This window comes from Gilliamella apicola, from assembly GCF_003202655.1.
Lineage (GTDB): Bacteria > Pseudomonadota > Gammaproteobacteria > Enterobacterales > Orbaceae > Gilliamella > Gilliamella apicola_R.
In genome coordinates, this window is the sequence record NZ_QGLR01000007.1 from 179,718 (window position 1) to 204,027 (window position 24,310).

The window sequence follows — 24,310 nt, forward strand, 5'->3', positions numbered from 1 at the left end:
CTAAAGAAAAAGGCAATAGCACTAATGTATTCAGCGATAAAAAGCGATTTTGTGAAGTTAACGAGAAGCATCCGCTCTAATTGGGGCGGATTTATTTTTGCGGAATGGTGCTTTTTTCGGTAAATATTATTAAACAATAGACATCAATTTACGGTATAGACTGCTTAATTATTTTTACAAAATTTAATCTATTTCATAAGACGGCAATAAATCTATTTAACGACAATCGTGTATTGCTGTTCATTAGGAATAGCTGCTGTATTGGTGATGTGCTTTGGTATATTTAATTTCAATAGCATTAAATATGCCGTTATCATTTAATTTAATGGTATAAAAAATTTTGATATTTAAGCTTTTTAGTAAGTTCTTTACGAAAGTTAACAATTAAAATAAAAAAAATGTTGCTTCGTGTTTTTTCTGTCACTATACTTTTTTAACCGTTTAATGTAAACGGTTAAAAATTAAGTAACAAGCGTAAAACTAAAAATAAATCAACATATTAATTGACAGGATTGTCTAAATGGATTATAATGTTAAACACGCAACACGCAACACGCAACATGGACAACCTATAATTTAACTTCGCTAAAATTAAGTTCCTATCGTTCATCTTTTACCAGAGTTTGTTTTTTACCGAAATTACACAAAATTCCGCGAATTTTATCGCGATCCTTGTGTCGTCTCTTTTTAGCGTTTGGGCTAATAGCTTCCTATACTTGTCACGCTTTAACGTCTAAAACCTCAAATATAATTAACGGTAATGCGCCTTTCTTAACCTTCGATGGAGGTCGCACCCGTGTGACTAATACTGAAGGTCTACTCGGGATATCCCTTTCGAATGGAGATAAATTTACCCCTACAAGAAATAATTCAAGTTTTGAAAGCCCTATTACGTTACCTGAACCTGATCAGAGTTTTGCAGATATTGGTATGTTGATACCAACTGATAAAAATTTAATCGAATTAAATTCTCTTATTGCATCACCCTATAATTATTGGGGGGATGATGATGGTGATGGTCAAGGGGTTAATGGTATAACGGCTACGGGTAGTTTAAGGTTATCTATTGTTGATAAAAATAATCAAGTCGTTAGCCGAAATGAAGTGCTGTCTATTTGTAAAGCACCTTATAAACTAACGTTATCTAATACTAACGGTACATTAAAGACAAGTTATGGTGCACCTAATGAAAGTCGTTTTAGTGCCAGTAATGTCACTTATTATATTAATCCTAAGGCAACGTCAGTAATTTGTTTTGCTAAACCTAGCTTGACTTATGGTACAGGTGATTATGCCGGCCCTGCTACAATATGGGACTCTAGTAAGGGTTTTCTTCTCCAATCTAGTACACCTTCTTCTTATGGTTTGAATTTCCCAACTACTGGCGCTAATGGTTTATATTTTGATTTAGATATAGGCGGTAGTAATCAAGTGTTAAATTGGCAACCAGTCTCTCATGGTGGCGTTACGGCTACTATGACATATTCAACAAATACCAGTGTTCGTGTCACCCTAACTGGTCCTGCCGTTACAGACTCTTGGCAATGGAGTTCTAATAATCCACGTAGTATCGATAGGCCATCTTTGCCACAGGTATTTGAGTTAGTTGGTCGTGATAGTCGGGGTAATGTCATCGTCAAGTATGGTTTTGTGTTAAAGCAGTGGTTTGTCAACCGTGGTACTGAATATTCAAGTTATCCTAGTACATTAGCTTGGTGTACAAAAATTGGTGGTTATCGTCTGTCTAAGGTTAAGGATTTAACTAACGCGACTTGTCGGGGAGTTAATTCAGATTCTCGCTGTCTTGGAGCTGTTGGTGCTACACCCTCGTCACCTAATAATAAATACCAGCGGCAAATTGGTGCAGGGTTCTTCACAGAGTGGGGAGACATGTCCAATTATCCCAGTGCCAACTTTAACGCCTTCCCCTACAATCATTTTTGGACGAGCGATGCTACGGGTAGTAACCAATTTATCGTTAGTTCTTACCATGGCTATGTGACTCGCAGTGTTGTGAACGACTATGGGCTTTGCGTCTATCCTTAGTTATTATTTATTAGCTCTTAATTCATCTGGTAAGGAAGCAGGGATTAGGAAAAAGAGAGTTTGTTTGCTAAAGAATAATAGCTTTACAAAGGCAATAGTGTTGACGAAGTGAGTAGTAAAAAGTCATTTTGTGGCATTAACAAAAAAATGCGCGACCTACAATATCAAAAGTGGTGGCGCAGAGAGTTAAATATTAATGGAGTATATAAAATGAATCTTGAAGACACACTATTATTAAGTAAAAAAGTTAACTTTATTGCTGAAGGTCGTTTTTTTACTCTATAATCAATCGTTAAATGTCGTTAAGTAGTTAATAGGGTTTAATTTAAAAGCGACAGCTTAATATACAAATAAATCACCCAGATTATTACAAGTTGGGGTAGATTATTTAGCATCTTCGGAGTTAGCTAACAACTGAAAAGTGTTATGTGTGTTTGGCAGGGTTATTCTGAAACAAATAATCGCTAATGTGTTTAGACTGAACCAGTGAAAAAGCAAGTCATACCGTGACGATTTTGCCAGAGCACCGCAGGTGTCTGCAAAGTGTGTTCGCGCAAACCCAGTTATTGGGTTATTTACGCTTTAAATGCTATCTTGAAAAGATAGCACCATGAAAGCGTAAAACGTTGGTCCACCCATGAAAATAAAAATTACGCATAAAAAGTAAGGAATGGGGTTTTTCAAGCCCCAAGATTCCTTTAATCAACAATATTTAACTGTTTATTTCTGATTTTCTGCGGGGTTTCCAGAATAAGGAAATATACTATCTTTTAAAGTGAAAGAGAAATCCTTCGTGCTAATCTCTCCAATGATTTTATCGCTATCATAAAGCGCTAATAAAAACTCGGCCATTTGTTCGGCAGAATGATATTTGGCAAAGCTCTTATCATAATCATATTCATCAACATTATTGGCTTTTTTTCCAAATTCAGTTTGGGTTGCGGCTGGGGCTAGAACTTTGGCTCGTAACTGAGCTTTAGCTTGTATCAGTTCTTGCGCTAATCCTTCAGTAAAGGCATTAACGTAAAATTTGGTTGCGCAATATGTGACTGCATTGGGAACGATAGTATATCCCCCCCTTGATGAGATATTGATAAGTTGCGTATCTGAATGGTTCTGGTATTTACGCACATAGAGCGTTGATAGAATGGTTAATGCTTCAATGTTGAGATGCAACATGGATTCTATTTTATTTAAATCTTGCTCACCAACACTACCATAATGGCCAAAACCAGCGTTATTGATCCAAGTTTCAATAAAATATGGCTCTAAATCTGTAAAAAGTGAATGCACATTGCTGGAGGAAGACAAGTCACATATTTTTATAATGACATCTAATTGTGGATTAAAATCGGCAATTTTTTGTTTTAGTAGGGTTAACTGCTCTTGCCGTCTAGCAATAATAATTAATGGTTTGTTACGTTTAGCAAATGCGATTGCCGTTGCATAACCTATGCCAGAGCTTGCGCCAGTAATGACTGTATATCTTTGTTCGGTTTTTACCATTTTCTAATTACCTTTAAAATTGTTGTTTGAATTTCAATAAATCACAATATTAATTGAGACTGTTCATAAATCATTAAGCAATTCGTCTCTGTCTTCAGCCTTAGCTAATACTTGTTTAATTGTTCCAGATTAGCTGGAACGCAATAAGCAGATTTAGTACGCTCAAAGCGCCAACTATCGGATAATTTTTCTATATCAACATAATCAAATCCGACTTGATCAATTAGCTCATATCCTGTTGCTTTCATCAAATCATCATTACCTATAACGGAGAGTACTCTTTGATTGGTTTTATCATTGTTTTTTGCACCTTTGAAAATTTCTTTCACAAAAATAGTGTTAGATATTTTAACTATGTTTGAATTATAAAGATGTTTACCGGCTAATTTAATGATAATAGTTTGATAGCTATCTAATAATTCCATATATTCATCATGATTAAGATAGTAATTGATTGCATCAAACACGATCCGATTATTGAGAAGCATCGTTGGCAATTGTTAATAATTGATAACTGATAGTTGGGATAGGACCAAGAATGATATCACTTTAATCAATTATCTCTTCTTGACTGCCAATTTCAAATCTAAACCGCTTGCTATACTAAATAATGTTTTTCTCTTGTGAACTGCATAACCTGATTTGATATTTAGTCTGGATAAATAATTTAGCGCAAGCCTAATCAACTAACTTCGTCGCTACAATACCAATTTTTTAATCTAGTCATTCCGTTGTAAAAGATAAATTTGTTATATTATTATCTTAAAATAAAAGATGATAAATGGTATCAAAATTGAATTATTAACAACTAAGGGTTGGTAATATGGATCTATTAAGAAGTATGGAAGCTTTCGTGTTGACAGTAAAAACCGGCTCATTTGTCGCGTCAGCAACTTCATTAAATACATCACCACAAATGATCGCTAAATATGTGGTATTTTTAGAAGATTATTTAGGCTTAAAGTTATTGAATCGAACAACAAGATCGCAAAGGCTAACCGAGTTTGGTAAACAATATTATGAAAGATGTGTGTTCATCTTGAGTGAAGTTAAAAACACCAAAGCATTAGCACAACAATTTTGTCAAGAGCCTAAAGGAAGATTAAGAATTAGTGCGCCTGTGAGTTATGGTCAATTCAATTTGCTTCCTGTTATAAGTCGTTTTATGAAATGTTACCCTAAATTAAATATCGATATTCAATTAAGTGATCGTTATGTTGATCTAGTGAAAGATGATTTTGATGCGGTATTTCGAATTGGTACATTAAATGATTCCGGTTTAATTGCTCGTAAACTTAATAAGTTACAGCTTATTTTCGCGGCATCGCCAAGTTATTTAGCTAAGTATGGAGTGCCATCTGTACCGAATGATTTGAAAAATCATCAATGCTTAATTTATCAATATGCCAATCCTACCAAAAAAGATAATTTCTGGCCTTTTACTGTAAATGGTGAGTTAATTAATATAGCTATTACTGGGGCATTTCAAAGTAATAATACTTCAATATTAGCAGCAGCTGCAGTTGAAGGTTTAGGGATCACAATGTTACCAGAATCAGTGTTGAATGAATCTATTAAACAAAGTAAATTGATCACGGTGCTTCAGGATTTTTTACCGCCAGCAAGAGAAGTTCATCTACTTTATAAATCTGATAAACAGCAACTACCTAAACTTAAGATGTTTATTGAATTTATCACTAATTCAATGTGATAAATAGAATATTTTTTTCAATTTTTAAATTAGTTTAAAAATTCAGACTTGCTTTATTTAGATACTCAATAAAGTCAACAAGAATAAAAAAGGCGATAAAATCGCCTTTTTATATGAGAGATTATTCTATGGTAGCTAAAGTACTAACTTCTTTACCTAGCATATTATTTAAATAAATTAAATCATCTGCCGTTAAAGTACCAACAGAATACTTCAACTGTAATAGACTGGTTAAATAACCATATTTTGCGTCAGATAAATTTCGTTTTGAACTATAAAGTTGAGTTGTTGCATTAAGTACATCAACGATAGTTCGAGTACCTACTTGATAACCAGAAGATGTAGCTTCTAATGAACTTTGTGCAGAAACCACCGCTTGTTGATAAGCCTTAATTGCACTGATTGAAGATGAGATATTGTTATAAGACGAACGAACTTGATTAATCACACTGCGATTGGTACTTTCAAGCTTTTCACTGAAACTAACAAAATTTTGTTGTGCTTGTTGCACTTGAGATACAGTAGCTCCGCCAGAGAATAGTGGTAAACTTACACTAACGCCAATCCTATTATCGCCAGAATATCTTTTACCAGCAGCATGACGTTCATAATAGTAATCACCATAAGGTTCCGATTTATTTAGATTGGTTGATGCCTGTAAACTAGCGGTAGGCATGAAGCCAGAATAAGCCATTTTAATTTGATCACGTGCAATCTCTTGATTTAACTTCATTGTTAATAAGTTAAGGTTAGTTTTTTCAGATTGTTTTAGTAAAGTGGTGATTTGGGTTGGTTCTTGCGTTTTAAACGTATTGGTATCAACGCTAGCTAAGTTAGAGTAAAAACGACCACTTACTTGGCGTAATGCTTCAAGCGCGTTATTCAGATCATTCAACGCATTAACCTGTTGCGCTACAGTTAAATCATAATTCGCTTGTGCATTTTGTACGTCAGTTATTGCAACTAAGCCAACTTTATGTTGCTGACGAGTTTGATCTAATTGACGACCAATTGCTTTTTTCTGCGCATCAATAAAGCTTAATGCATCAAGACATTTAAGTACGTTAAAGTAAGCTACAGAAGTATTTAGAATTAACGTCTGACCTTGATATTGATAAGAAATATCAGCAATAGTTGCTTGTTTTTTACTGATATCTAAGGCTTTCCAACTGGAAAAATTAAAAATACTTTGTGATAGGGCAACTTGATATAAGTTACCGCTTTTAGTATTCCTCCCGCGATCATCCCGACGTCCATGTGTTACATCATAAGAAGCACTAAGGCCAACTTGCGGAAGTAAACTTGCACGAGAACCTGAAATGGCTGAGTAAGCTTTATCTTTTTCAGCCAATGAACTGCGAAGATCTGGGTTAGTATCTTTTGCTTGTTCATAAACCTGAACTAAGTTTTCAGCAAAAACAGATTGACTTAATGCTAAGCCAATTAAAAAAGTTAAAGTTTTTTTCATCAATCTTCTCTTTAAAAGCAATAAAATAGAATAATATTTCCAATTGCATAATTTTAACAGATAATTAGCATATAGAAAGTATCCTAATTCGTGATTCGCACTTTTTAATAAAATTTAGCCCAAAGTCGAGAAACTGATATGAAATATAGACCTACACCAATAGTTTTTAACAAAAAAGATGTTTTTAATTTAACTAAACGAATTTTATATAAAGGCTTTTTTTCATTATATGAATATCGTTTTCAATACCGTAAATTTGATGGTTCGGTTAGCGACGCTGTCACTCGAGAAATTTTAGATCGAGGTCACGCGGTGGTACTGTTAGCATATGATGATAAACGTGATGAAGTGGTTCTAATTGAACAAATTCGGATAGCCGCGATTGATACACAAGATACTCCGTGGATGCTAGAACTTATCGCTGGAATGATGGATCACGATAATGAATCAAGCGAAGAAGTGGCAAAACGAGAAGCGATGGAAGAAGCGGGCATTATAGTTGGACAATGTAAGCCAATTATTAGTTATTTAGCTTCACCCGGTGGTTTAACCGAGCAATTGCATATTTTGGTTGGTCAAGTTGATTCTTCGACAGCAAGAGGAGTACACGGTCTGGCTGAAGAAAACGAAGATATTAAGGTTCATGTGGTAAGTCGTGAGCAAGCATACCAATGGGTGGAAGAAGGAATAATTAACAATGCAGCATCAATTATCGCCTTGCAATGGTTACAACTTAACCATCAATCATTAAAGGATGAATGGAAATAAGCTATTTTTGTTAAAAAGAAAATTATTTCTTTCCTAAAGATAGAATTTATTTTACAATTTGATATAACATCATGATTTAAAAATAAAAAATTGTGATGTTGATCACAATATCAATTCTATTGCTGAAATAATTTCATTTAATAACTAATAGAGGTAAATTTTGGAGTCACTTTTAACGCTTCAAATACAAAATAAGCATTGTGCAAAAATTTTGCATATTACTGATACACATCTGTTTTCTGATAATGCTGGCTCATTATTAGGCGTTAAGTCGAATGCGAGTTTTTTATCGGTTATTAATGAAATTAAGCATACTAATAAGCAGTATGATTTAATTGTGGCCACAGGAGATTTTGTGCAAGATGGTTCGAAAAAATCCTATGCGCGTTTTGCTGAGCAGATCAAGCAATTTGATACACCATGTGTCTGGTTAGCTGGTAACCATGATAACTTTAGTTATATGCAAGAAGTGTTTTCAAATTATCAGTTGGTGGATAATAAAGCAATATTACTTGGCGAGAATTGGCTGATATTGTTGTTAAATAGCCAAGTAGTTGGTCAAGCTTATGGTATGTTATCTGAAAAGGAATTGCAGTTTCTTGAAGAGACATTGTTAGTTCATGCAGATAAAAACGCACTGCTATTTTTACATCATCATCCTATTAATTCGGGGTGCCATTGGTTAGATGAGCATATTTTGAAAAATAGTGATCAACTTGAGAAGATCATTAAAAAATTTCCGGCAATTAAAGGTCTAGGTTGGGGACATATTCACCAACAACAAGATCATATCTGGCATAATTGTCATGCGTTTTCAACACCTTCTACCTGTTTTCAATTTAAGCCTAATTGCTATGATTTTCAATTATCTAATGAGGATGCTCCAGGTTGGCGGGAAATTATTCTTGATGAAGATGGAACGCTAAAATCTAGTGTTTTTCGTATTGCAGATAACCGATTTTTACCGGATATTTCGCAAAAAGGTTATTAACTTTAACTTATTCAAAATTAAGCATAATTTATCAGTCTGATTGGTATTTTGACTTTTTGAGTTAATCGATTAGAGTAAAGGCGCAAAGAAGTAGAATAATCGTTCAACAACTCGTTGCCAGATTGGTCGTTTTTTCCATTTTGCTATAGCAATTTTATCTGATTGTGATAAATATTGTTCCAATAATGCAGATAATGATTTGGCAAACTGTGCATCATCAATTACCGTAGTAATTTCAAAATTTAGCCATAAACTCCGCATATCTAAATTAACCGTACCAACCAAACTAAGTTGATTATCGATTAGTACGCTTTTGGTATGTAGTAAATTATCATTGAACTGATAAAGCTTAACGCCACCGTTTAATAATTCTGAAAAGAAGGCTCGACTAGCCCATTTAACCATTAACGAATCATTCTTTTTAGGCACGATGATGATAACTTCAACTCCTCGCTGAGCCGCGGTACATACAGCATGTAAAATATCATCACTTGGCACTAAATAAGGCGTTGTGAAAATAATTTGTTCTTGAGCAGAGTAAATTGCAGTTAATAATACTTGATGTATCATATTTTCGGTATAACCCGGACCAGAAGCAATAAGTTGCATAATGTGTTTTTCTTCTTCCGGAGGCTCTGCAAAATCGGTAATCTGAGGAAGGGCTAAATATTTACCTGTTTCAAGTTCCCAATCACTGGCATATATAGCACCCATTAAGGTGGTTACTGGACCACACATTCTGATCATTATGTCAACCCATTCACCAACATGCTTATTTTGTTTAAAGAATCGAGGGTCAACTATATTCATGCTACCGGTATATGAGATATAGTTATCGATAATGGCGACTTTGCGGTGTTGACGTAAATCAAGACGTCTAAACATGAATCTTAATAGATTCACTTGTAACGCTTCAACGATAACAATACCAGCATCACGCATTCTTTGGCAGGCCTTTGAGCGAATAAAATGTCGACTACCAGCTGAGTCAATCATTAAACGACAAATGACACCTCGCTGCGTGGCTTGAATAAGTGCTTGTTCAACATCATCAGCTTTACCACCTTCATTCCAGATGTAAAAAACCATTTCTATATTCGATTTGGCTTGGTTGATATCAGCAATTAATCGATCGAAAATGGCATCAGTATTACTTAACAATTCAATGTGATTTCCTCTGATTCCATCAAGACCTGTTTGATGTTTACAAAGTTGAAAAATGGGTTTACTAACTTGACTAACTTTAGTAGTAAATATGTCAGGAAATGCACTTATTCTATTAATAAATTTGCTTATAGTAGGGCGCATTTTTTGCGCACGCTTCGCTCTTTGTTGACCAAGGTGAGCTTCGCCAAGTGCAAAATAGAGGATGACACCAATAATCGGTAAAATATAAATAACTAACATCCATGCAATGACGTAAGTGGTTGGTCGTCTTTTAAAGACAATACGTAACGTGGTCGATACAATAAGCAACCAGTAAACAAGAAAAATTAATGTACTTACTAATGCATGAAATGAAGTAAATTGCATATTTATCAGCTATAACTTAAATTTAGTTTACTAATAGGGTCTTTAGTACAGTCATAATTTTGGAATATTTCTGGTAACGGCTTCGGATTATTATGTTTATCGACTGAAACATAGGTAAATGTTGCATCGGTAATACAGAAGCGTTGCATCATATTGTCAGCATCTGTTATTTTTTTTATCCAGACTTCGATTCCGATAGTAATCGATGTTTTACCAGTTTTTATACAATGTGCATAACAACAAACTACATCCCCTACCATTGCCGGTTTATAGAAGGTGATACTACTTGCATTAACGGTTACCACTCTTCTCTTGGCAATTTCTTTCGCCAAAATACCTCCGGCTAAATCCATTTGAGACATGATCCAGCCACCAAAAATATGTCCATGAGGATTAGTGTCTGCCGGCATGGCTAAAGTTCGTAAAACCAATTGTCCTTTTGGGTTATTTTCGTTTTGTGTCATGTTAAAAATACTCCTACTTATATAATTTTATCCGTTTTCAGTCGTTTTATTCATATGACGATAAATATAAATTCCAGAAATCAAAGACATTACTAATGATGCACCCGGTAAAATAAATACCTTAAAGATCCAGAAGAAATCACTTGATGCATAATATGTTGCAACTAAACTGAAGGAACCGCAAATAATAAAAAAAACTATCCATATCAAATTCAGTTTATTCCAAATAGCTATATCAAGCTGTATTTCTTTACCTAACATTTTTTGTAGTAAGTTTTTTTTGAAACCGAACTGACTAATAGCTAACGCAGCAGCGAATAAGAAATTTATAATGGTCACTTTCCATTTAATAATATCTTGATTTTGTGTATAAAGTGTCACTCCACCAAAAATCATTATCATCATATAAGATATCAGTTCAACTTTATCAAGTTTTTTATACAAAACAAGAATGATCAAAAATGATACTGTTGAAGCAATCATTAATGCTTTAACACCGACAAAAATATCGTAAAATGTTAAAAATATAAAAAAGACGATAAGTGGAATAAAATTTAAAAGCTGCTTCATTTAATTATTAACCTGAAAGATGAAAGTAAGTATTCGTATTACCGATAAGTAAAAAGCCTATGATATAGGCTTATTTTTTTGTATGAAGTTCTGGATGAGCTTTACAGTTACCTGATTTACAATGTCCATAAAGATATAAACTATGAAAGGTTAAGGTAACACCATATTGTTCTGCGATTTCTTTCTGACGTTGATTAATAATTTCATCACGGAATTCAAAAACTTCACCACAATCTAAACAAATTAAATGGTCATGATGTTTTTGTGAGGCAAGTTCGAAAACCGCTCTTCCTCCTTCAAAATTATGACGAGTCACAATACCCGCGTCATCAAATTGATTTAATACACGATAAACCGTAGCAAGACCAATTTCTTCGCCCATATCAATTAATTTCTTATAAAGATCTTCGACAGTAATGTGTTGGCATGAAGGGTCTCGCAATAATTCTAAAATTTTTAAACGAGGTAACGTAACCTTTAAGCCGGCACTTTTGAGCGCTGCATTATTATCTTTATCATGATTTGTCATATTACATTCCAGTTTAGTTAATTAGTTAATCATATTATAAAAATATGAACGGAAAATAAAATAAATCACTTCAATAGATCAAATATTCATTTCGCTTTTTACTTGATTTACCCAATTATTAATACGTTCTTGTGTTAATTCAGGTTGACGATCTTCATCGATGGCTAAACCGACAAAATGGTTGTCATCAATTAAACTTTTAGAAGCTTCAAAGCTGTAACCTTCTGTTGACCAATGACCAACAATTTTAGCGCCTTTAGGTTCAATAATATCGCGGAGAGTTCCCATGGCATCACAAAAATACTCAGCATAATCTTCTTGGTCACCACAACCAAAAATTGCTACTGTTTTTCCATTGAAATCAACTTGTTCTAGATTAGGAAAAAAATCATCCCAATCAGCTTGAGATTCACCATAGTACCAAGTCGGAATACCAAAAAATAAAAAATCATATTTTTCAATATGTTCTTTTGTTGTTTTTGCGATATCAAAAAGATCAGCTTTATCTGTACCTAAAATTTGTTGGATTTGTTTAGCTACATTTTCTGTATTACCGGTGTCACTACCAAAAAAAATTCCAACTTGTGCCATATTTTTACCTTTACTGTTTTTACAATATAAATATATGTTTTGAGTATATCACTGTCGGTAGTTATCAGCAATAATTCTCAATTACTATAAACATAAGTAATTATTTACTACACAATTTTTTCTACTTGCATTAAAATTAGCCACTATTTTGTGGCAATCGAAGTATCGGGATTTTTTTATGAACCTGCATGAGTATCAATCAAAACACCTTTTTAAACAATATAATTTGCCTGTACCGGAAGGTTACGTCTGTAATTCAATTGATGAAATACAAGATACATTATCTCAACTTTCATCTCAATCTAATGCTTGGGTAGCAAAATGCCAAGTACATGCGGGCGGTCGTGGTAAATCAGGTGGTGTAATTTGCACTAAAGATTTTAATGAAATAAAACTATTTGCTGAAAAATGGTTGGGTCAGTATTTGGTGACTTACCAAACAACGGCTAAAGGGCAACCAGTTAATAAAATTTTAATTGAAAAAGCCTCTAATATCGCCAAAGAACTTTATTTGGGGGCGGTCGTCGATCGTAGTAGCAAGCGTATTGTGATTATGGCATCAACCGAAGGTGGTGTTGAAATTGAGAAGGTTGCTGAACAATCACCACATTTAATTCATAAAATATCGCTTGATCCTTTAACTGGACCATGCGGTTATCAAGGTCGTGAGCTAGCATTTAAACTTGGCTTAAGCGGTAAATTAGTCAATCAATTCGCTAAATTATTCGTTAATTTTGCTAATCTTTTTATTGAAAAAGATGTTTCTTTAGCAGAAGTAAATCCGTTAGTTATTACTGATTCACAAGAGTTAATCTGTTTAGATGCTAAAGTTGTGTTAGATGATAATGCTATGTTTAGACATCCTGATTTAGTCATATTAAGAGATACCACACAAGAAGATGAACGCGAATCGATTGCGGCTAAACAAGGTATTAGTTATGTTTCTCTAGACGGGAACATAGGTTGTATGGTTAATGGTGCCGGCCTTGCTATGGCTACCATGGATATGATTAAACTTTACGGTGGTGAACCAGCCAATTTCTTAGATGTTGGTGGTGGTACGACTAAAGAACGCGTTGCCGAAGCTTTCAAGTTGATACTTTCAGATAAAAATGTAAAAGCGATATTAGTTAATATTTTTGGTGGTATTGTTCGCTGCGATCTTATTGCCAATGGTATTATTGATGCAATTAAGGAAATAGGTCTGACTGTTCCTGTTGTTGTACGTCTTGAAGGTAATAATGCAGAACTTGCAAGAGAGATTCTAGCTAAAAGTAAATTAAATGTTATTACCGCAAAAAGTTTGGTCGATGCAGCTCAACAGATCGTCAGTGTTGCACAATAATAGAGTGGATGGAGAATAATTACTATGTCAATTTTGATTAATAAAGATACGAAAGTTATTTGTCAGGGCTTTACTGGTAGCCAAGGTACATTCCATTCTGAACAAGCGCTTGCTTATGGTACAAAATTAGTCGGAGGTGTGACGCCCGGTAAAGGTGGTACGACACATTTAGGTTTACCTGTTTTTAATACAGTTAAAGAAGCCGTTGAAGCAACAGGTGCAACGGCAACCGTTATTTATGTTCCCGCAGCATTTGGTAAAGATTCAATTTTAGAAGCTATTGATGCCGGCATCCAACTCATCGTTTGTATAACAGAAGGCATTCCTACATTAGATATGCTTATCGTTAAACAAAAATTAATCCAACATGATGTTGTTATGATTGGGCCAAACTGCCCAGGTATTATTGTACCTGATGAGTGTAAAATTGGTATCATGCCAGGCCATATTCATTTAGCCGGTAAAGTAGGTATTGTTTCTCGTTCGGGTACATTAACTTATGAAGCCGTAAAACAGACAACCGATATTGGATTAGGTCAATCTGTTTGTGTTGGAATAGGGGGAGACCCTATCCCGGGTAGTGATTTTATTTCAATCTTAAAGTTACTTGAGCAAGATCCTAAAACAGAAGCTATTGTTATGATTGGTGAAATTGGTGGTAGCGCAGAAGAAGAAGCGGCTAACTATATCAAACATAATGTTAGCAAACCTGTTGTTGCTTATATAGCAGGCGTATCAGCACCATCTGGTAAACGTATGGGGCATGCAGGCGCTATCATTTCAGGTAATAAAGGTACAGCGGCAGAGAAAACTAAAGCATTACAAGCCGCAGGTATTACAGTGGTTAGTAGTTTAGCTCAAATTGGTGAGGCAATAAAAAAACACTTTTAAGTTTTATTTTTTTGACATTAATCAATTCTTATTCTTTAAATTATGTTGTACAATATTAATAAATAACGTTACAAAATATGTGGGCATTTAAGGATAAGGGAGCACTTTATGTTTGATATAGTAGAACTGTCACGCCTCCAGTTTGCACTCACAGCAATGTATCATTTTATTTTTGTACCATTAACGCTAGGTATGGCGTTTATGCTTGCAATTATGGAAACCGTGTACGTTGTTAGTGGTAAGCAAGTCTGGAAAGATATGACTAAATTCTGGGGGAAATTATTTGGTATCAACTTCGCCGTTGGGGTTGCAACAGGTTTAACCATGGAATTCCAATTTGGCACCAACTGGTCTTATTATTCGCATTATGTGGGTGATATATTTGGTGCACCTCTGGCGATTGAAGGGCTAATGGCATTTTTCTTGGAATCAACGATGGTTGGTTTATTCTTCTTTGGATGGGATAGATTAAGCCGTGGCAAACATTTGATGGTTACTTGGTGTGTGGCTTTTGGATCTAACCTTTCAGCACTTTGGATTTTAGTTGCTAATGGTTGGATGCAATTCCCGGTCGGTTCTGACTTTAACCCGATTAACTCAAGAATGGAAATGCAAAGTTTTTTTGAGCTAATTACCAACACGGTTGCTCAATATAAATTTGTCCACACAGTAGCAGCAGGTTATCTAACTGGTGCTATTTTTGTCTTAAGCATTAGTTCTTATTATTTACTCAAGAAACGTGATTTACCATTTGCTAAACGCTCTTTTGCTGTAGCTGCTGTATTTGGTTTTATTATGTCCATTGTTGTTGCTATTATGGGTGATGAAGCTGGTCATGAAATCACCACAGTGCAACCTGTCAAATTAGCGGCAATTGAAGGTGAATGGGAAACTCAACCTGCACCAGCATCATTCAATGTTATTGCTTTCCCGTCACAAGAGAAAAAAGAAAACTTGTTTGCCATTGAAATTCCTTATGTTATGGGGATTATGACAACTCGTTCATTGGATACTCAAGTGACCGGTTTAAAAGATATTTTAGCTTCTAATGAGACTCGAATTCGCAATGGGATTTTAGCTTATTCTAACTTAGAAAAAATTCAAAAAGGTGATAAAGATCCGGCGGTTTTGAAAGCCTTTGAAGATAATAAAGTTGATTTAGGTTATGGCTATTTAGTTAAACGTTTCACTGATAAAGATAATTTAACCATTCCAGAAGCTACTGAAGAACACATTAAAGCAGCGACTGAAGATTCAATTCCTTCAGTATGGCCATTATTCTGGGCATTTAGAGGAATGGTTGGTCTTGGTTTATTAATGATCTTAGGAACGGGTCTTGCTTTGTGGTCAACCTATAAAAATAAAATTGGTGAAAAACGTTGGTTATGTCGTTTACTTCTTTTATCTTTACCATTTCCATGGCTTGCATGTGAATGTGGTTGGTTTGTTGCCGAATATGGTCGTCAACCTTGGGCAATTCAAGATATATTACCAACAGGTGTAGCTAATTCATCATTAACTCCAGGTGAAGTATTATTTACTATGGTACTTATTTGTGGACTTTACACATTGTTCTTAATTGCTGAAATGTTCTTAATGTTTAAATTTGCTCGATTAGGGCCAAGTTCTTTAGGCACTGGCAAATATCATTATGAAAAAACACCATCAATAGCAGATTGAGGCATAGGGAGTATATACAATGATTGATTATGAAATTGTACGAGTCATCTGGTGGGTGCTAATTAGTGTTGTTTTAATTGCTTTTGTTGTCACCGATGGTTTTGATATGGGGGTTGGTATCTTATTACCATTTATTGGTAAAACCGATACTGAACGTCGTATTATGATAAATGCAATAGCACCACATTGGGATGGTAACCAAGTTTGGTTAATTACAGGTGGTGCAGGTATTTTTGCTGCATGGCCTATGGCTTACGCGGTCTCTTTTTCTGGTTTTTATATCGCAATGGTTTTAGTGTTATGTGCACTATTTTTTAGACCAATCGGCTTTGATTATCGCAGTAAACTGGAAAATTCTAAATGGCGTAATATGTGGGACTTGGCCATTTTCTTAGGTAGTTTTGTTCCAGCACTTGTTTTTGGCGTTGCATTTGGCAACTTATTAGAAGGTGTCCCATTTAGATTTGATAATGGTTATCGTCCTTTTTATGATGGTTCGTTCTTTGCTTTACTCAATCCGTTTGCAATATTGGCTGGCGTTGTTAGTTTAATGTTAATAGTTGCTCATGGCGGAGCTTGGTTGCAAATGAAAACCTCTGGTGAACTTTACTTAAGAGCTAGAAAAGCAACGCAAATAGCAAGTTTGATTATGTTGATTGCTTTTGTATTGGCTGGTGTTTGGGTAGCTTACGGTATTCATGGTTATGAAGTGACTAGCGCTATTGATCCTAATGGGGTTTCAAATCCATTAAGTAAAACAGTATCAACAGATGTATCATGGTTAAAAAATTATATAAACTATCCTATATTATGGATTATACCGGCATTAGGTGTGTTACTACCGATATTAACGATTTGCTTCTCGGGTCTTAATAAAAATGGATTAGTATTTTTAACATCTACATTAACTATTGTATGTGTATTGTTCACATATGGTGTGGCGACATTCCCTTTTATTATTCCTTCAAGCATTATGCCAAATGCCAGTTTGACAATTTGGGACGCAACTTCTAGCCAATTAACACTTAATATTATGTTTGGCGTAGTGTTAATATTTTTACCGATTGTTCTTTTCTACACTATTTGGAGTTACATTAAGATGTTTGGTCGCTTAGATAAAAACCATATTGAAAATAATAAACATTCACTTTATTAAGGATTAATTATGTATTACGTATTATGGTTTATTGGATTAATTGCAGCCTGTATGCTGGCTGTAGTTACCGGGCTTTGGGTTGAAAATTCTAATAACGACAAAGAGACTGATCAATAACAATATAAAATTTAGGTGGCAATTTGCCACCTTTTTAGTTAGAAGCTTAGATACTAAGATAAATAATTTATAAATGATAATTGTTTTCATTTAACTTATTTTATATCATAGTGCAGCGAATTTTATAATCATATATAATAGCGCAAATTTTTTGTGTAAATTATAAAATATGAAACAATTTAATTGGAATGCAAGAGTCTATTATGAAGACACAGATGCTGGCGGCGTAGTTTACCATGCTAGGTATCTTGCCTTTTTTGAACGAGCTAGAACGGAGATGCTAAGGGATCTTGATATTAGTCAACAAAAGTTATTACAAGAAGGTATTGCATTTGTTGTCAAAAAGATGGATATTAGCTACGACTTTCCAGCCCGTTTAGATGACATGCTAACTATCAGCACTAAGGTTGAGCAAATTCGTAAGGCGTCTATTATTTTTAAACAGACAATTTCAAACCAAAATGAGCAAATTATCAGCAGCGCTGATGTCGTTATTGCTTGTGTCAATATGACTAAAATGAAGCCATGTGCGCTTCCCAAGTTATTAGTTTTGGAGTTTATTTAAGTGGATAATCTGAATATTATTGATCTATTTTTACAAGCAGGACTTTTAGTGCAAAGTGTTATGGTATTACTACTAACATTTTCTGTAATGTCTTGGGCTATTATCTTTCAACGCAGTAAAATTTTAAGCAAAGCTAAAAAACAAGTCGAACAGTTCGACGATACTTTTTGGTCTGCTAATGACTTAAATGTGCTCTTTGATAAGGCAAAATTTAACAAAGAAGAGATCTGTGGTACTGAGCATATTTTTTATTCGGGATTTAAGGAATTTTCTCGTTTATATCAAATTAACCCAAATATGCCGAAAGCTGCATTAGAAGGAGCATCGCGTTCTATGCGTTTAGCAATGAATCGTGAATTGGATAATTTAGAGTTACATATACCATTTCTAGGTACTGTTGGTTCTATTAGTCCATATATTGGTTTATTTGGTACTGTGTGGGGGATCATGCACGCCTTTATTTCATTAGGTGCGGTTAAACAAGCAACCTTGCAAATGGTTGCCCCAGGTATTGCCGAAGCATTAATTGCAACTGCTATAGGTTTGTTTGCAGCGATTCCAGCAGTGCTGGCTTATAACCGATTATCATTAAGTGTAAGTCGCATTGAACAAAACTATTTGAACTTTATTGATGAGTTTTCTTCAATTTTACAACGTCAAGCAGTCGCTGTTAGGAAATAATTATGAGCCGACGTTCACGCTATACAACCAAATCAGAGATCAATATAGTACCGTTACTTGACGTATTACTGGTATTGGTATTGATTTTTATGGCGACAGCTCCAATAATTAGCCAGAGTGTTGAAGTTGATCTGCCAGAAGCGACAGAATCAAAAACTGTTTCTCCAGCCGATAATAAACCTATTATAATTGAAGTTTCAGGCGTAGGTGTTTATGCAATAATTATTGATCAGAACCGCCAATCGGATATACCTCAAGAACAAATTGTTGCAGAAGTTAAGCAGCAACTATCACTAAATGATAAAGCTGTTTTCTTAGTCGGTGGAGCTAAACAAGTTCCTTATGAAGAGATCATTAAGGCTTTAAATCTGCTCCAATCTGCTGGGGTAAAATCTGTTGGTTTGATGACTCAACCAATTTAAACTGATAATTATAAAAAAATGTCAGCAATGTCTAGTAAGTTAAACTCAAAATTAAGTTTATCGTTTATTATATCCATTATTTTACATGGCTTATTGATTTTTGTTTTAGCCTATCAATTTGTGCCTAATGATAATGGTCAAAACTACGGTAACATTAATGGTAATTCTATTGATGCAGTCATGATTGATCCGTCAGTTATGACTGAAGATTTTCAAAGACAATTGCAGTCACAAATTAATCAGAAAAAAGAAGAACAGCTGCGTCAAGCTAAAGAATTAGCAGAAAAAGCAGCTGCAGAAAAAGCTGCCGCTGAGAAAGCCGCTGCAGAAAAAGCTGCCGCTGAGAAAGCCGCTGCAGAAAAAGCCGCCGCTGAGAAAGCAGCAGCAGAAAAAGCAGCTGCAGAAAAAGCTGCCGCTGAGAAAGCAGCAGCAGAAAAAGCCGCCGCTGAGAAAGCAGCAGCAGAAAAAGCCGCCGCTGAGAAAGCAGCAGCAGAAAAAGCAGCTGCAGAAAAAGCTGCCGCTGAGAAAGCTGCTGCAGAAAAAGCCGCTGCAGAAAAAGCCGCCGCTGAGAAAGCTGCGGCTGAGAAAGCCGCTGCAGAGAAGGCTGCAGCGGAAAAAGTCGCCGCTGAGAAAGCTGCTGCAGAGAAGGCAGCCGCTGAGAAAGCCGCGGCAGAAAAAGCTGCCGCTGAGAAAGCTGCAGCGGAAAAAGTCGCCGCTGAGAAAGCTGCTGCAGAGAAGGCAGCCGCTGAGAAAGCCGCGGCAGAAAAAGCCGCTGCCGAGAAAACTGCGGCAGAAAAAGCAGCCGCTGAGAAAGCTGCGGCGGAAAAAGCCGCTGCCGCTAAAAAAGCTGCTTTAGCAAAAAAAGCTGAACAGGCCAAAAAAGATAAAGCTCTTGATGATCTTTTAGGCGGGCTTATCTCAGGTTCAGAAAGTACATCTGGAGGATCTGCTAGCCGTAAAGGTGTTTCGGATGGAGAATTAAATAAATATAGATCATTAGTACAAAATGCAATAAGTAATAAATTTGTCAATCCACCAAATGTTTATCGTGGAAAAACTTGTGAATTACAAATCCAGATAGCGCCTGACGGATTATTACTTAATGTTATCCAAAAAGGTGGTGATGCCGATTTATGTCGAGAAGCACTAGCCGCAACTAAATTAGCAGCTATACCGAAACCAGCTAGTAATTTATATAGTGAAGTAAAAACGATGAGTATCGACTTCAAACCCTAATAGGTTATAGCTGAGTTATCTGATTTTTATAATATCTTGATACGATGTTCATCCATTAATGAAATAATATTCGTCATCTTGATAATCTAATGTTGAAAATTCACTAAATACCCCAATATATGTTCTATTCATTCCGAATTAAGTTTTTATGTAAGAGAAGGAGCAGAATATGACAACAATTGTCAGTGTCCGTCGTGAAGGTCAAGTTGTTATTGGTGGCGATGGGCAAGTCACATTAGGTGAACGCATTATCATGAAAGGTAATGCGCGAAAAGTTCGCCGATTATATAACAATAAGGTGATAGCTGGATTTGCTGGCGGTACAGCAGATGCCTTCACACTATTTGAATTATTTGAACGAAAATTAGAAATGCACCAAGGGCATTTAACTAAAGCAGCGGTTGAATTAGCCAAAGATTGGCGAACCGATAGAATGTTGCGTAAATTAGAAGCATTACTTGCCGTTGCTGATGAAAGCGCATCATTGATTATCACAGGAACTGGTGATGTTATTCAACCAGAAGATGACCTGATTGCGATTGGATCGGGTGGACCTTATGCACAGGCTGCCGCAAGAGCTTTATTAGATAATACTTCATTATCCGCTCATGATATTGTACAAAAATCGCTATCAATAGCAGGTGACATTTGTGTCTATACAAATAATTTCCAAACTATTGAAGAGCTTAATTACTAATTAAAACTGATTTAAGAGAAATATTATTATGTCTGAAATGACTCCTCGCGAAATTGTAAGCGAATTAAACCAACATATTATTGGACAAGATAAAGCAAAACGTTCCGTTGCTATTGCTTTACGTAATCGCTGGCGTCGTATGCAACTTGATGAAGCATTACGTCATGAAGTTACCCCCAAAAACATTCTTATGATCGGCCCAACAGGGGTTGGTAAAACAGAAATCGCTAGACGACTAGCTAAATTGGCTCACGCACCATTTATTAAAGTAGAAGCGACAAAATTTACCGAAGTAGGTTATGTAGGTAAAGAAGTTGATTCCATCATTCGTGATCTTACCGACTCTGCTGTTAAGATGATACGCCAAGAGGCAATTGAAAAAAATCGTAATAGAGCGGAAGAGTTAGCTGAAGAACGTATTTTGGATGTGCTAGTTCCACCAGCAAAAGATGGTTGGGGACAAGTTGAAAGCAATAATGATTCAACAGCTAGACAAGCATTTAGAAAAAAATTACGGGAAGGTGCGCTTGACGATAAAGAAATTGAAATTGAAGTAGCTGGTATGAATATTGGTGTTGAAATTATGGCACCACCGGGTATGGAAGAGATGACCAGCCAACTGCAGTCAATGTTTCAAAATTTAGGCGGTCAAAAGACCAAAGCGCGTAAAATGAAGATTAAAGATGCCTTTAAACAGCTAATTGAAGAAGAAGCTGCAAAATTGGTTAATCCGGATGATCTTAAGCAAGAAGCAATTGAAGCGGTTGAACAAAATGGGATTGTCTTTATCGACGAAATTGATAAAGTGTGTAAACGCGGTAATTCATCTGGACCTGATGTATCACGCGAAGGTGTTCAGCGTGATCTATTACCACTTGTTGAAGGTTGTACTGTTTCAACAAAACATGGTTCAGTAAAAACTGATCATATTTTGTTTATTGCATCAGGTGCGTTCCAAACAGCTAATCCATCTGATTTAATTCCAGAACTACAAGGGCGTTTGCCAATTCGAGTTGAATTACAAGCGTTAACTAGTGAAGATTTTGAACGAATTTTAACTGAACCAAACGCGTCATTAACTGTGCAATATAAAGCATTAATGGCAACCGAAGGTGTAAATATCGACTTTACCCCTGATGGAATTCGTAAAATTGCAGAATCAGCTTGGCAAGTTAATGAACAAAATGAAAATATCGGCGCTCGCCGTTTGCATACTGTTCTGGAACGTTTGATGGAAGATGTCTCTTTTGAAGCTAGTGAATTGGGTGGTCAAACCATTACAATTGATGCTAAATATGTGAGTGATCATCTTGATAAACTTGTTGCCGATGAAGATTTAAGTAAATTCATTTTATAATTGACTGATATTATATAAATAAAAAGGTGAGTTATTTAACTCACCTTTTTTGCTTTTCATTATGTTATTTAAAAGTTACTTTTTGAGTAATTCACCTAAAATATCAAGTGCTTTATGTTTATTCTTTGATTTATCATTATTTTTATCTTCATTTTTAGAATCATTATTTTCTAATTTATCACGCAGCTTATCTAAGCGCTTTTGTAGTTTATCACTAAATACATCAGAAAGTATTTTAGCGATATCTAATTGATAATGTAATTTAGAAAATTGACCATATATGCGTAGTGGTATGGTAACTTTTTGTAACTTCGCAATAGTGTCACTTTTGCTGTTCCAACCGCCAAGTATTTTTATATTTAAATTAACATCCAAATCATGATTAACCATTCCCACTTTTCCTGAACCATCGATAACATCTAACGTTTCAGAATTTGCATTGAGTGTATTAAGTTGAATATCACCTTGGTTTATAAAAGCGCCTGCTGTAATTTTATGAAACTCAGTATATTTTTTCTGATTTTCAGGATTTATATTACCATTACCATATTTGGCCGCGGCAGATTCGATAATATTCTGGATGTTGATATTATTTAATCTAGCGTTAGTAATAGTGATATTCGCATTACCTTTCACATTTTGTAATAATTTAGCAGTTGATAAAGTATTGGTTTCTAATACTCCAGAAGCATTGAATACCCCATCAAGGTCATAAGCCATATTCATTTGGGTAAAAAATGAATTTAAATTGATATTATTTACTTTAGTATTTAACTTAACTTGAGGTGTCTTTTGTTTACCATTAGCTATACCCGTCGCTGCTATCTGTCCATTAGCAAAGTTAAAACTTAAATCTTTTAAAGTCGCAATACCGTCTTGATTAACAACATCAACATTCATATTGTTGAGGATAATTTTGTTGGCTTTAATTTCTTTAATATTTATCTTTGCTTTGCCATCAAATGTATTTAGAACACTTAACTCATTGTTAATTTTAGAAACATTTGAAACAACTGGTGAAGTTTGTTGAACAGGGGTATTTTTAGTTGATTTTTCACTTGTTTGTAAAAAAGGTGTTAAATCTAATTTATTAGCATTTAATTGGAAATTGACGTTTGGTTTATTATCAAAACGTACATTGATATTACTAGTGAAACTATTATCGTTAATTGAAAAAGCTAGATTTTGGCTATTTAATTGCATTGGACTATTTTGGTAATTAATTAAGCCAGTTGCGCTACCTTTTAGCTCATTTCCTCTATTAGCTATGCTATTATAAGTGTAATCTAATTTTTTTAAATCAATAACGGCTTTTTCCGGAAATTGGCTTAAATCGATATTGGCATTTAATGAATAAAATAAGTCTTGTTGGTTTTTGTTGATATTGCCGTTGAATACAAGAGAAAGATTTTTCTCGTTATTTTTTTCTAATAACAGATTAATATTTCTAAAATTTATCAAATCACGATCGTGTTGGAAAGCTACTGTACTATCAGCTATTTCAAATTTATTTAAGCTAAATTTCCAATTGGATGGATTTTTTTGGTCTTCATTTTTATCTTCAGTGGTTGTTGGCTGCTGTGGTGAAGAGTTAGTTATAGCTTTAGTACTATTCTTGGCATTCTCCCCCTTGCTCTCATCAGTAATATTGATTATCGCCGATTTAATAAACACATTTTTGATGGCTAAATTTTTCGAAAATAATGGCATAAGTTCAACATCAAGCCGCATATTGTCAGCGGTTATTAAAGGTTTTTTTGCGCCAGTATCTGATAATTTAACTGAATCCGTTAATATACTAACTTGGGGCCAAATATGCCAACGTAGATCACCTTCGATAGTCAATTCATAACCCGTTTTATCTTTTACCGTTTGTGAGATATAACCACGAAAATTATTAGGATCAACAAATACAATAAGAGAAACAATGCTAATAACGATAACCAGAATTACGATAAATAGCATTACCAATATTTTTTTTAACAT

The 24,310-nt window shown here is 34.9% G+C and carries 25 protein-coding genes; 16 read left to right on the top strand and 9 right to left on the bottom strand.

The genetic code is table 11. The features are described from left to right. Positions 1-672: 672 nt before the first annotated feature. Positions 673-2,046 carry a hypothetical protein gene (locus DKK70_RS03670; RefSeq protein WP_181415899.1) on the top strand — a complete coding sequence of 458 codons (1,374 nt, stop codon included), beginning with the start codon at positions 673-675 and terminating at the stop codon, positions 2,044-2,046. 108 nt (positions 2,047-2,154) lie between these two features. Beyond that, the gene (locus DKK70_RS16670; protein WP_181415900.1) at positions 2,155-2,331 is read left to right on the top strand and encodes a hypothetical protein; all 177 of its coding nucleotides are present in this window, start codon (positions 2,155-2,157) and stop codon (positions 2,329-2,331) included. Positions 2,332-2,766: 435 nt separating this feature from the next. Here the strand turns inward: DKK70_RS16670 and DKK70_RS03675 are convergent, their stop codons facing one another. Both DKK70_RS03675 and DKK70_RS03680 read right to left on the bottom strand, forming a co-directional pair. Further along, positions 2,767-3,552 carry an SDR family NAD(P)-dependent oxidoreductase gene (locus DKK70_RS03675; protein ID WP_110432779.1) on the bottom strand — a complete coding sequence of 262 codons (786 nt, stop codon included), beginning with the start codon at positions 3,550-3,552 and terminating at the stop codon, positions 2,767-2,769. A 104-nt stretch (positions 3,553-3,656) separates the two neighbouring features. Then, on the bottom strand, positions 3,657-3,977 hold the full coding sequence (locus DKK70_RS03680; protein WP_110432780.1) for an NADP oxidoreductase coenzyme F420-dependent family protein: 321 nt from the start codon (positions 3,975-3,977) through the stop codon (positions 3,657-3,659). Between the two features lie 398 nt (positions 3,978-4,375). Here DKK70_RS03680 and DKK70_RS03685 point away from each other — a divergent pair, with 398 nt between their 5' ends. Then, positions 4,376-5,263 (top strand): LysR family transcriptional regulator, encoded by an 888-nt coding sequence (locus DKK70_RS03685; RefSeq protein ID WP_110432781.1) that lies wholly within the window; start codon positions 4,376-4,378, stop codon positions 5,261-5,263. A 121-nt stretch (positions 5,264-5,384) separates the two neighbouring features. Here DKK70_RS03685 and tolC read toward each other — a convergent pair whose 3' ends face one another. Beyond that, positions 5,385-6,731: an outer membrane channel protein TolC gene (gene tolC, locus DKK70_RS03690; RefSeq protein ID WP_110432782.1), complete on the bottom strand. Its 1,347-nt coding sequence runs from the start codon at positions 6,729-6,731 to the stop codon at positions 5,385-5,387. Between the two features lie 138 nt (positions 6,732-6,869). Here tolC and nudF point away from each other — a divergent pair, with 138 nt between their 5' ends. Both nudF and cpdA read left to right on the top strand, forming a co-directional pair. Further along, positions 6,870-7,499: an ADP-ribose diphosphatase gene (nudF, locus tag DKK70_RS03695; RefSeq protein ID WP_110432783.1), complete on the top strand. Its 630-nt coding sequence runs from the start codon at positions 6,870-6,872 to the stop codon at positions 7,497-7,499. A gap of 160 nt (positions 7,500-7,659) precedes the next feature. Next, positions 7,660-8,490 (top strand): 3',5'-cyclic-AMP phosphodiesterase, encoded by an 831-nt coding sequence (gene cpdA, locus DKK70_RS03700; RefSeq protein ID WP_181415901.1) that lies wholly within the window; start codon positions 7,660-7,662, stop codon positions 8,488-8,490. A gap of 69 nt (positions 8,491-8,559) precedes the next feature. On the opposite strand, the gene cls is transcribed toward cpdA, so the two are convergent. The 5 genes from cls to fldA all read right to left on the bottom strand — a co-directional run bounded on the left by cls (position 8,560) and on the right by fldA (position 12,177). Beyond that, entirely contained in the window at positions 8,560-10,023 is a 1,464-nt protein-coding gene (gene cls, locus DKK70_RS03705; protein WP_110422769.1) for a cardiolipin synthase, read from the bottom strand. Between the two features lie 5 nt (positions 10,024-10,028). Beyond that, the gene (gene yciA, locus DKK70_RS03710; protein ID WP_034884025.1) at positions 10,029-10,487 is read right to left on the bottom strand and encodes an acyl-CoA thioester hydrolase YciA; all 459 of its coding nucleotides are present in this window, start codon (positions 10,485-10,487) and stop codon (positions 10,029-10,031) included. A 27-nt stretch (positions 10,488-10,514) separates the two neighbouring features. Next, positions 10,515-11,057 (bottom strand): inner membrane-spanning protein YciB, encoded by a 543-nt coding sequence (locus tag DKK70_RS03715; protein WP_110422770.1) that lies wholly within the window; start codon positions 11,055-11,057, stop codon positions 10,515-10,517. 70 nt (positions 11,058-11,127) lie between these two features. Next, positions 11,128-11,586 carry a ferric iron uptake transcriptional regulator gene (gene fur / locus DKK70_RS03720; RefSeq protein ID WP_034884029.1) on the bottom strand — a complete coding sequence of 153 codons (459 nt, stop codon included), beginning with the start codon at positions 11,584-11,586 and terminating at the stop codon, positions 11,128-11,130. A gap of 78 nt (positions 11,587-11,664) precedes the next feature. Continuing rightward, positions 11,665-12,177, bottom strand: coding sequence for a flavodoxin FldA (gene fldA, locus DKK70_RS03725; RefSeq protein ID WP_110422771.1), 513 nt, complete (start codon positions 12,175-12,177; stop codon positions 11,665-11,667). Between the two features lie 178 nt (positions 12,178-12,355). On the opposite strand from fldA, the gene sucC reads away from it, so the two are divergent. The 11 genes from sucC (at position 12,356) to hslU (ending at position 22,324) form a co-directional block, all read left to right on the top strand. Continuing rightward, on the top strand, positions 12,356-13,522 hold the full coding sequence (gene sucC / locus DKK70_RS03730) for an ADP-forming succinate--CoA ligase subunit beta (RefSeq protein ID WP_110432785.1): 1,167 nt from the start codon (positions 12,356-12,358) through the stop codon (positions 13,520-13,522). A gap of 24 nt (positions 13,523-13,546) precedes the next feature. Next, on the top strand, positions 13,547-14,413 hold the full coding sequence (gene sucD / locus DKK70_RS03735) for a succinate--CoA ligase subunit alpha (RefSeq protein WP_110432786.1): 867 nt from the start codon (positions 13,547-13,549) through the stop codon (positions 14,411-14,413). 108 nt (positions 14,414-14,521) lie between these two features. Beyond that, complete coding sequence (locus DKK70_RS03740) at positions 14,522-16,093, top strand: cytochrome ubiquinol oxidase subunit I (protein WP_110432787.1); 1,572 nt, start codon at positions 14,522-14,524, stop codon at positions 16,091-16,093. Positions 16,094-16,112: 19 nt separating this feature from the next. Then, positions 16,113-17,249, top strand: coding sequence for a cytochrome d ubiquinol oxidase subunit II (gene cydB / locus DKK70_RS03745; RefSeq protein ID WP_110432788.1), 1,137 nt, complete (start codon positions 16,113-16,115; stop codon positions 17,247-17,249). Between the two features lie 9 nt (positions 17,250-17,258). Further along, entirely contained in the window at positions 17,259-17,366 is a 108-nt protein-coding gene (locus DKK70_RS03750; protein WP_110432789.1) for a cytochrome bd oxidase small subunit, CydX/CbdX family, read from the top strand. Between the two features lie 169 nt (positions 17,367-17,535). Further along, a complete protein-coding gene (gene ybgC / locus DKK70_RS03755) occupies positions 17,536-17,931 on the top strand; it encodes a tol-pal system-associated acyl-CoA thioesterase (protein ID WP_110432790.1) in 396 nt (131 codons plus the stop codon). A gap of 9 nt (positions 17,932-17,940) precedes the next feature. Continuing rightward, positions 17,941-18,612: a protein TolQ gene (gene tolQ / locus DKK70_RS03760; protein ID WP_309146308.1), complete on the top strand. Its 672-nt coding sequence runs from the start codon at positions 17,941-17,943 to the stop codon at positions 18,610-18,612. 2 nt (positions 18,613-18,614) lie between these two features. After that, a complete protein-coding gene (gene tolR, locus DKK70_RS03765) occupies positions 18,615-19,034 on the top strand; it encodes a colicin uptake protein TolR (RefSeq protein ID WP_110422777.1) in 420 nt (139 codons plus the stop codon). A gap of 27 nt (positions 19,035-19,061) precedes the next feature. Further along, positions 19,062-20,270: a cell envelope integrity protein TolA gene (gene tolA / locus DKK70_RS03770; protein WP_110432838.1), complete on the top strand. Its 1,209-nt coding sequence runs from the start codon at positions 19,062-19,064 to the stop codon at positions 20,268-20,270. 169 nt (positions 20,271-20,439) lie between these two features. Then, positions 20,440-20,967, top strand: coding sequence for an ATP-dependent protease subunit HslV (gene hslV / locus DKK70_RS03775; RefSeq protein ID WP_025316169.1), 528 nt, complete (start codon positions 20,440-20,442; stop codon positions 20,965-20,967). Between the two features lie 28 nt (positions 20,968-20,995). Then, positions 20,996-22,324, top strand: a complete 1,329-nt coding sequence (gene hslU, locus DKK70_RS03780) for an HslU--HslV peptidase ATPase subunit (RefSeq protein WP_110432792.1) — start codon at positions 20,996-20,998, stop codon at positions 22,322-22,324. Positions 22,325-22,399: 75 nt separating this feature from the next. Here the strand turns inward: hslU and asmA are convergent, their stop codons facing one another. Then, positions 22,400-24,310, bottom strand: coding sequence for an outer membrane assembly protein AsmA (gene asmA, locus DKK70_RS03785; protein ID WP_110432793.1), 1,911 nt, complete (start codon positions 24,308-24,310; stop codon positions 22,400-22,402).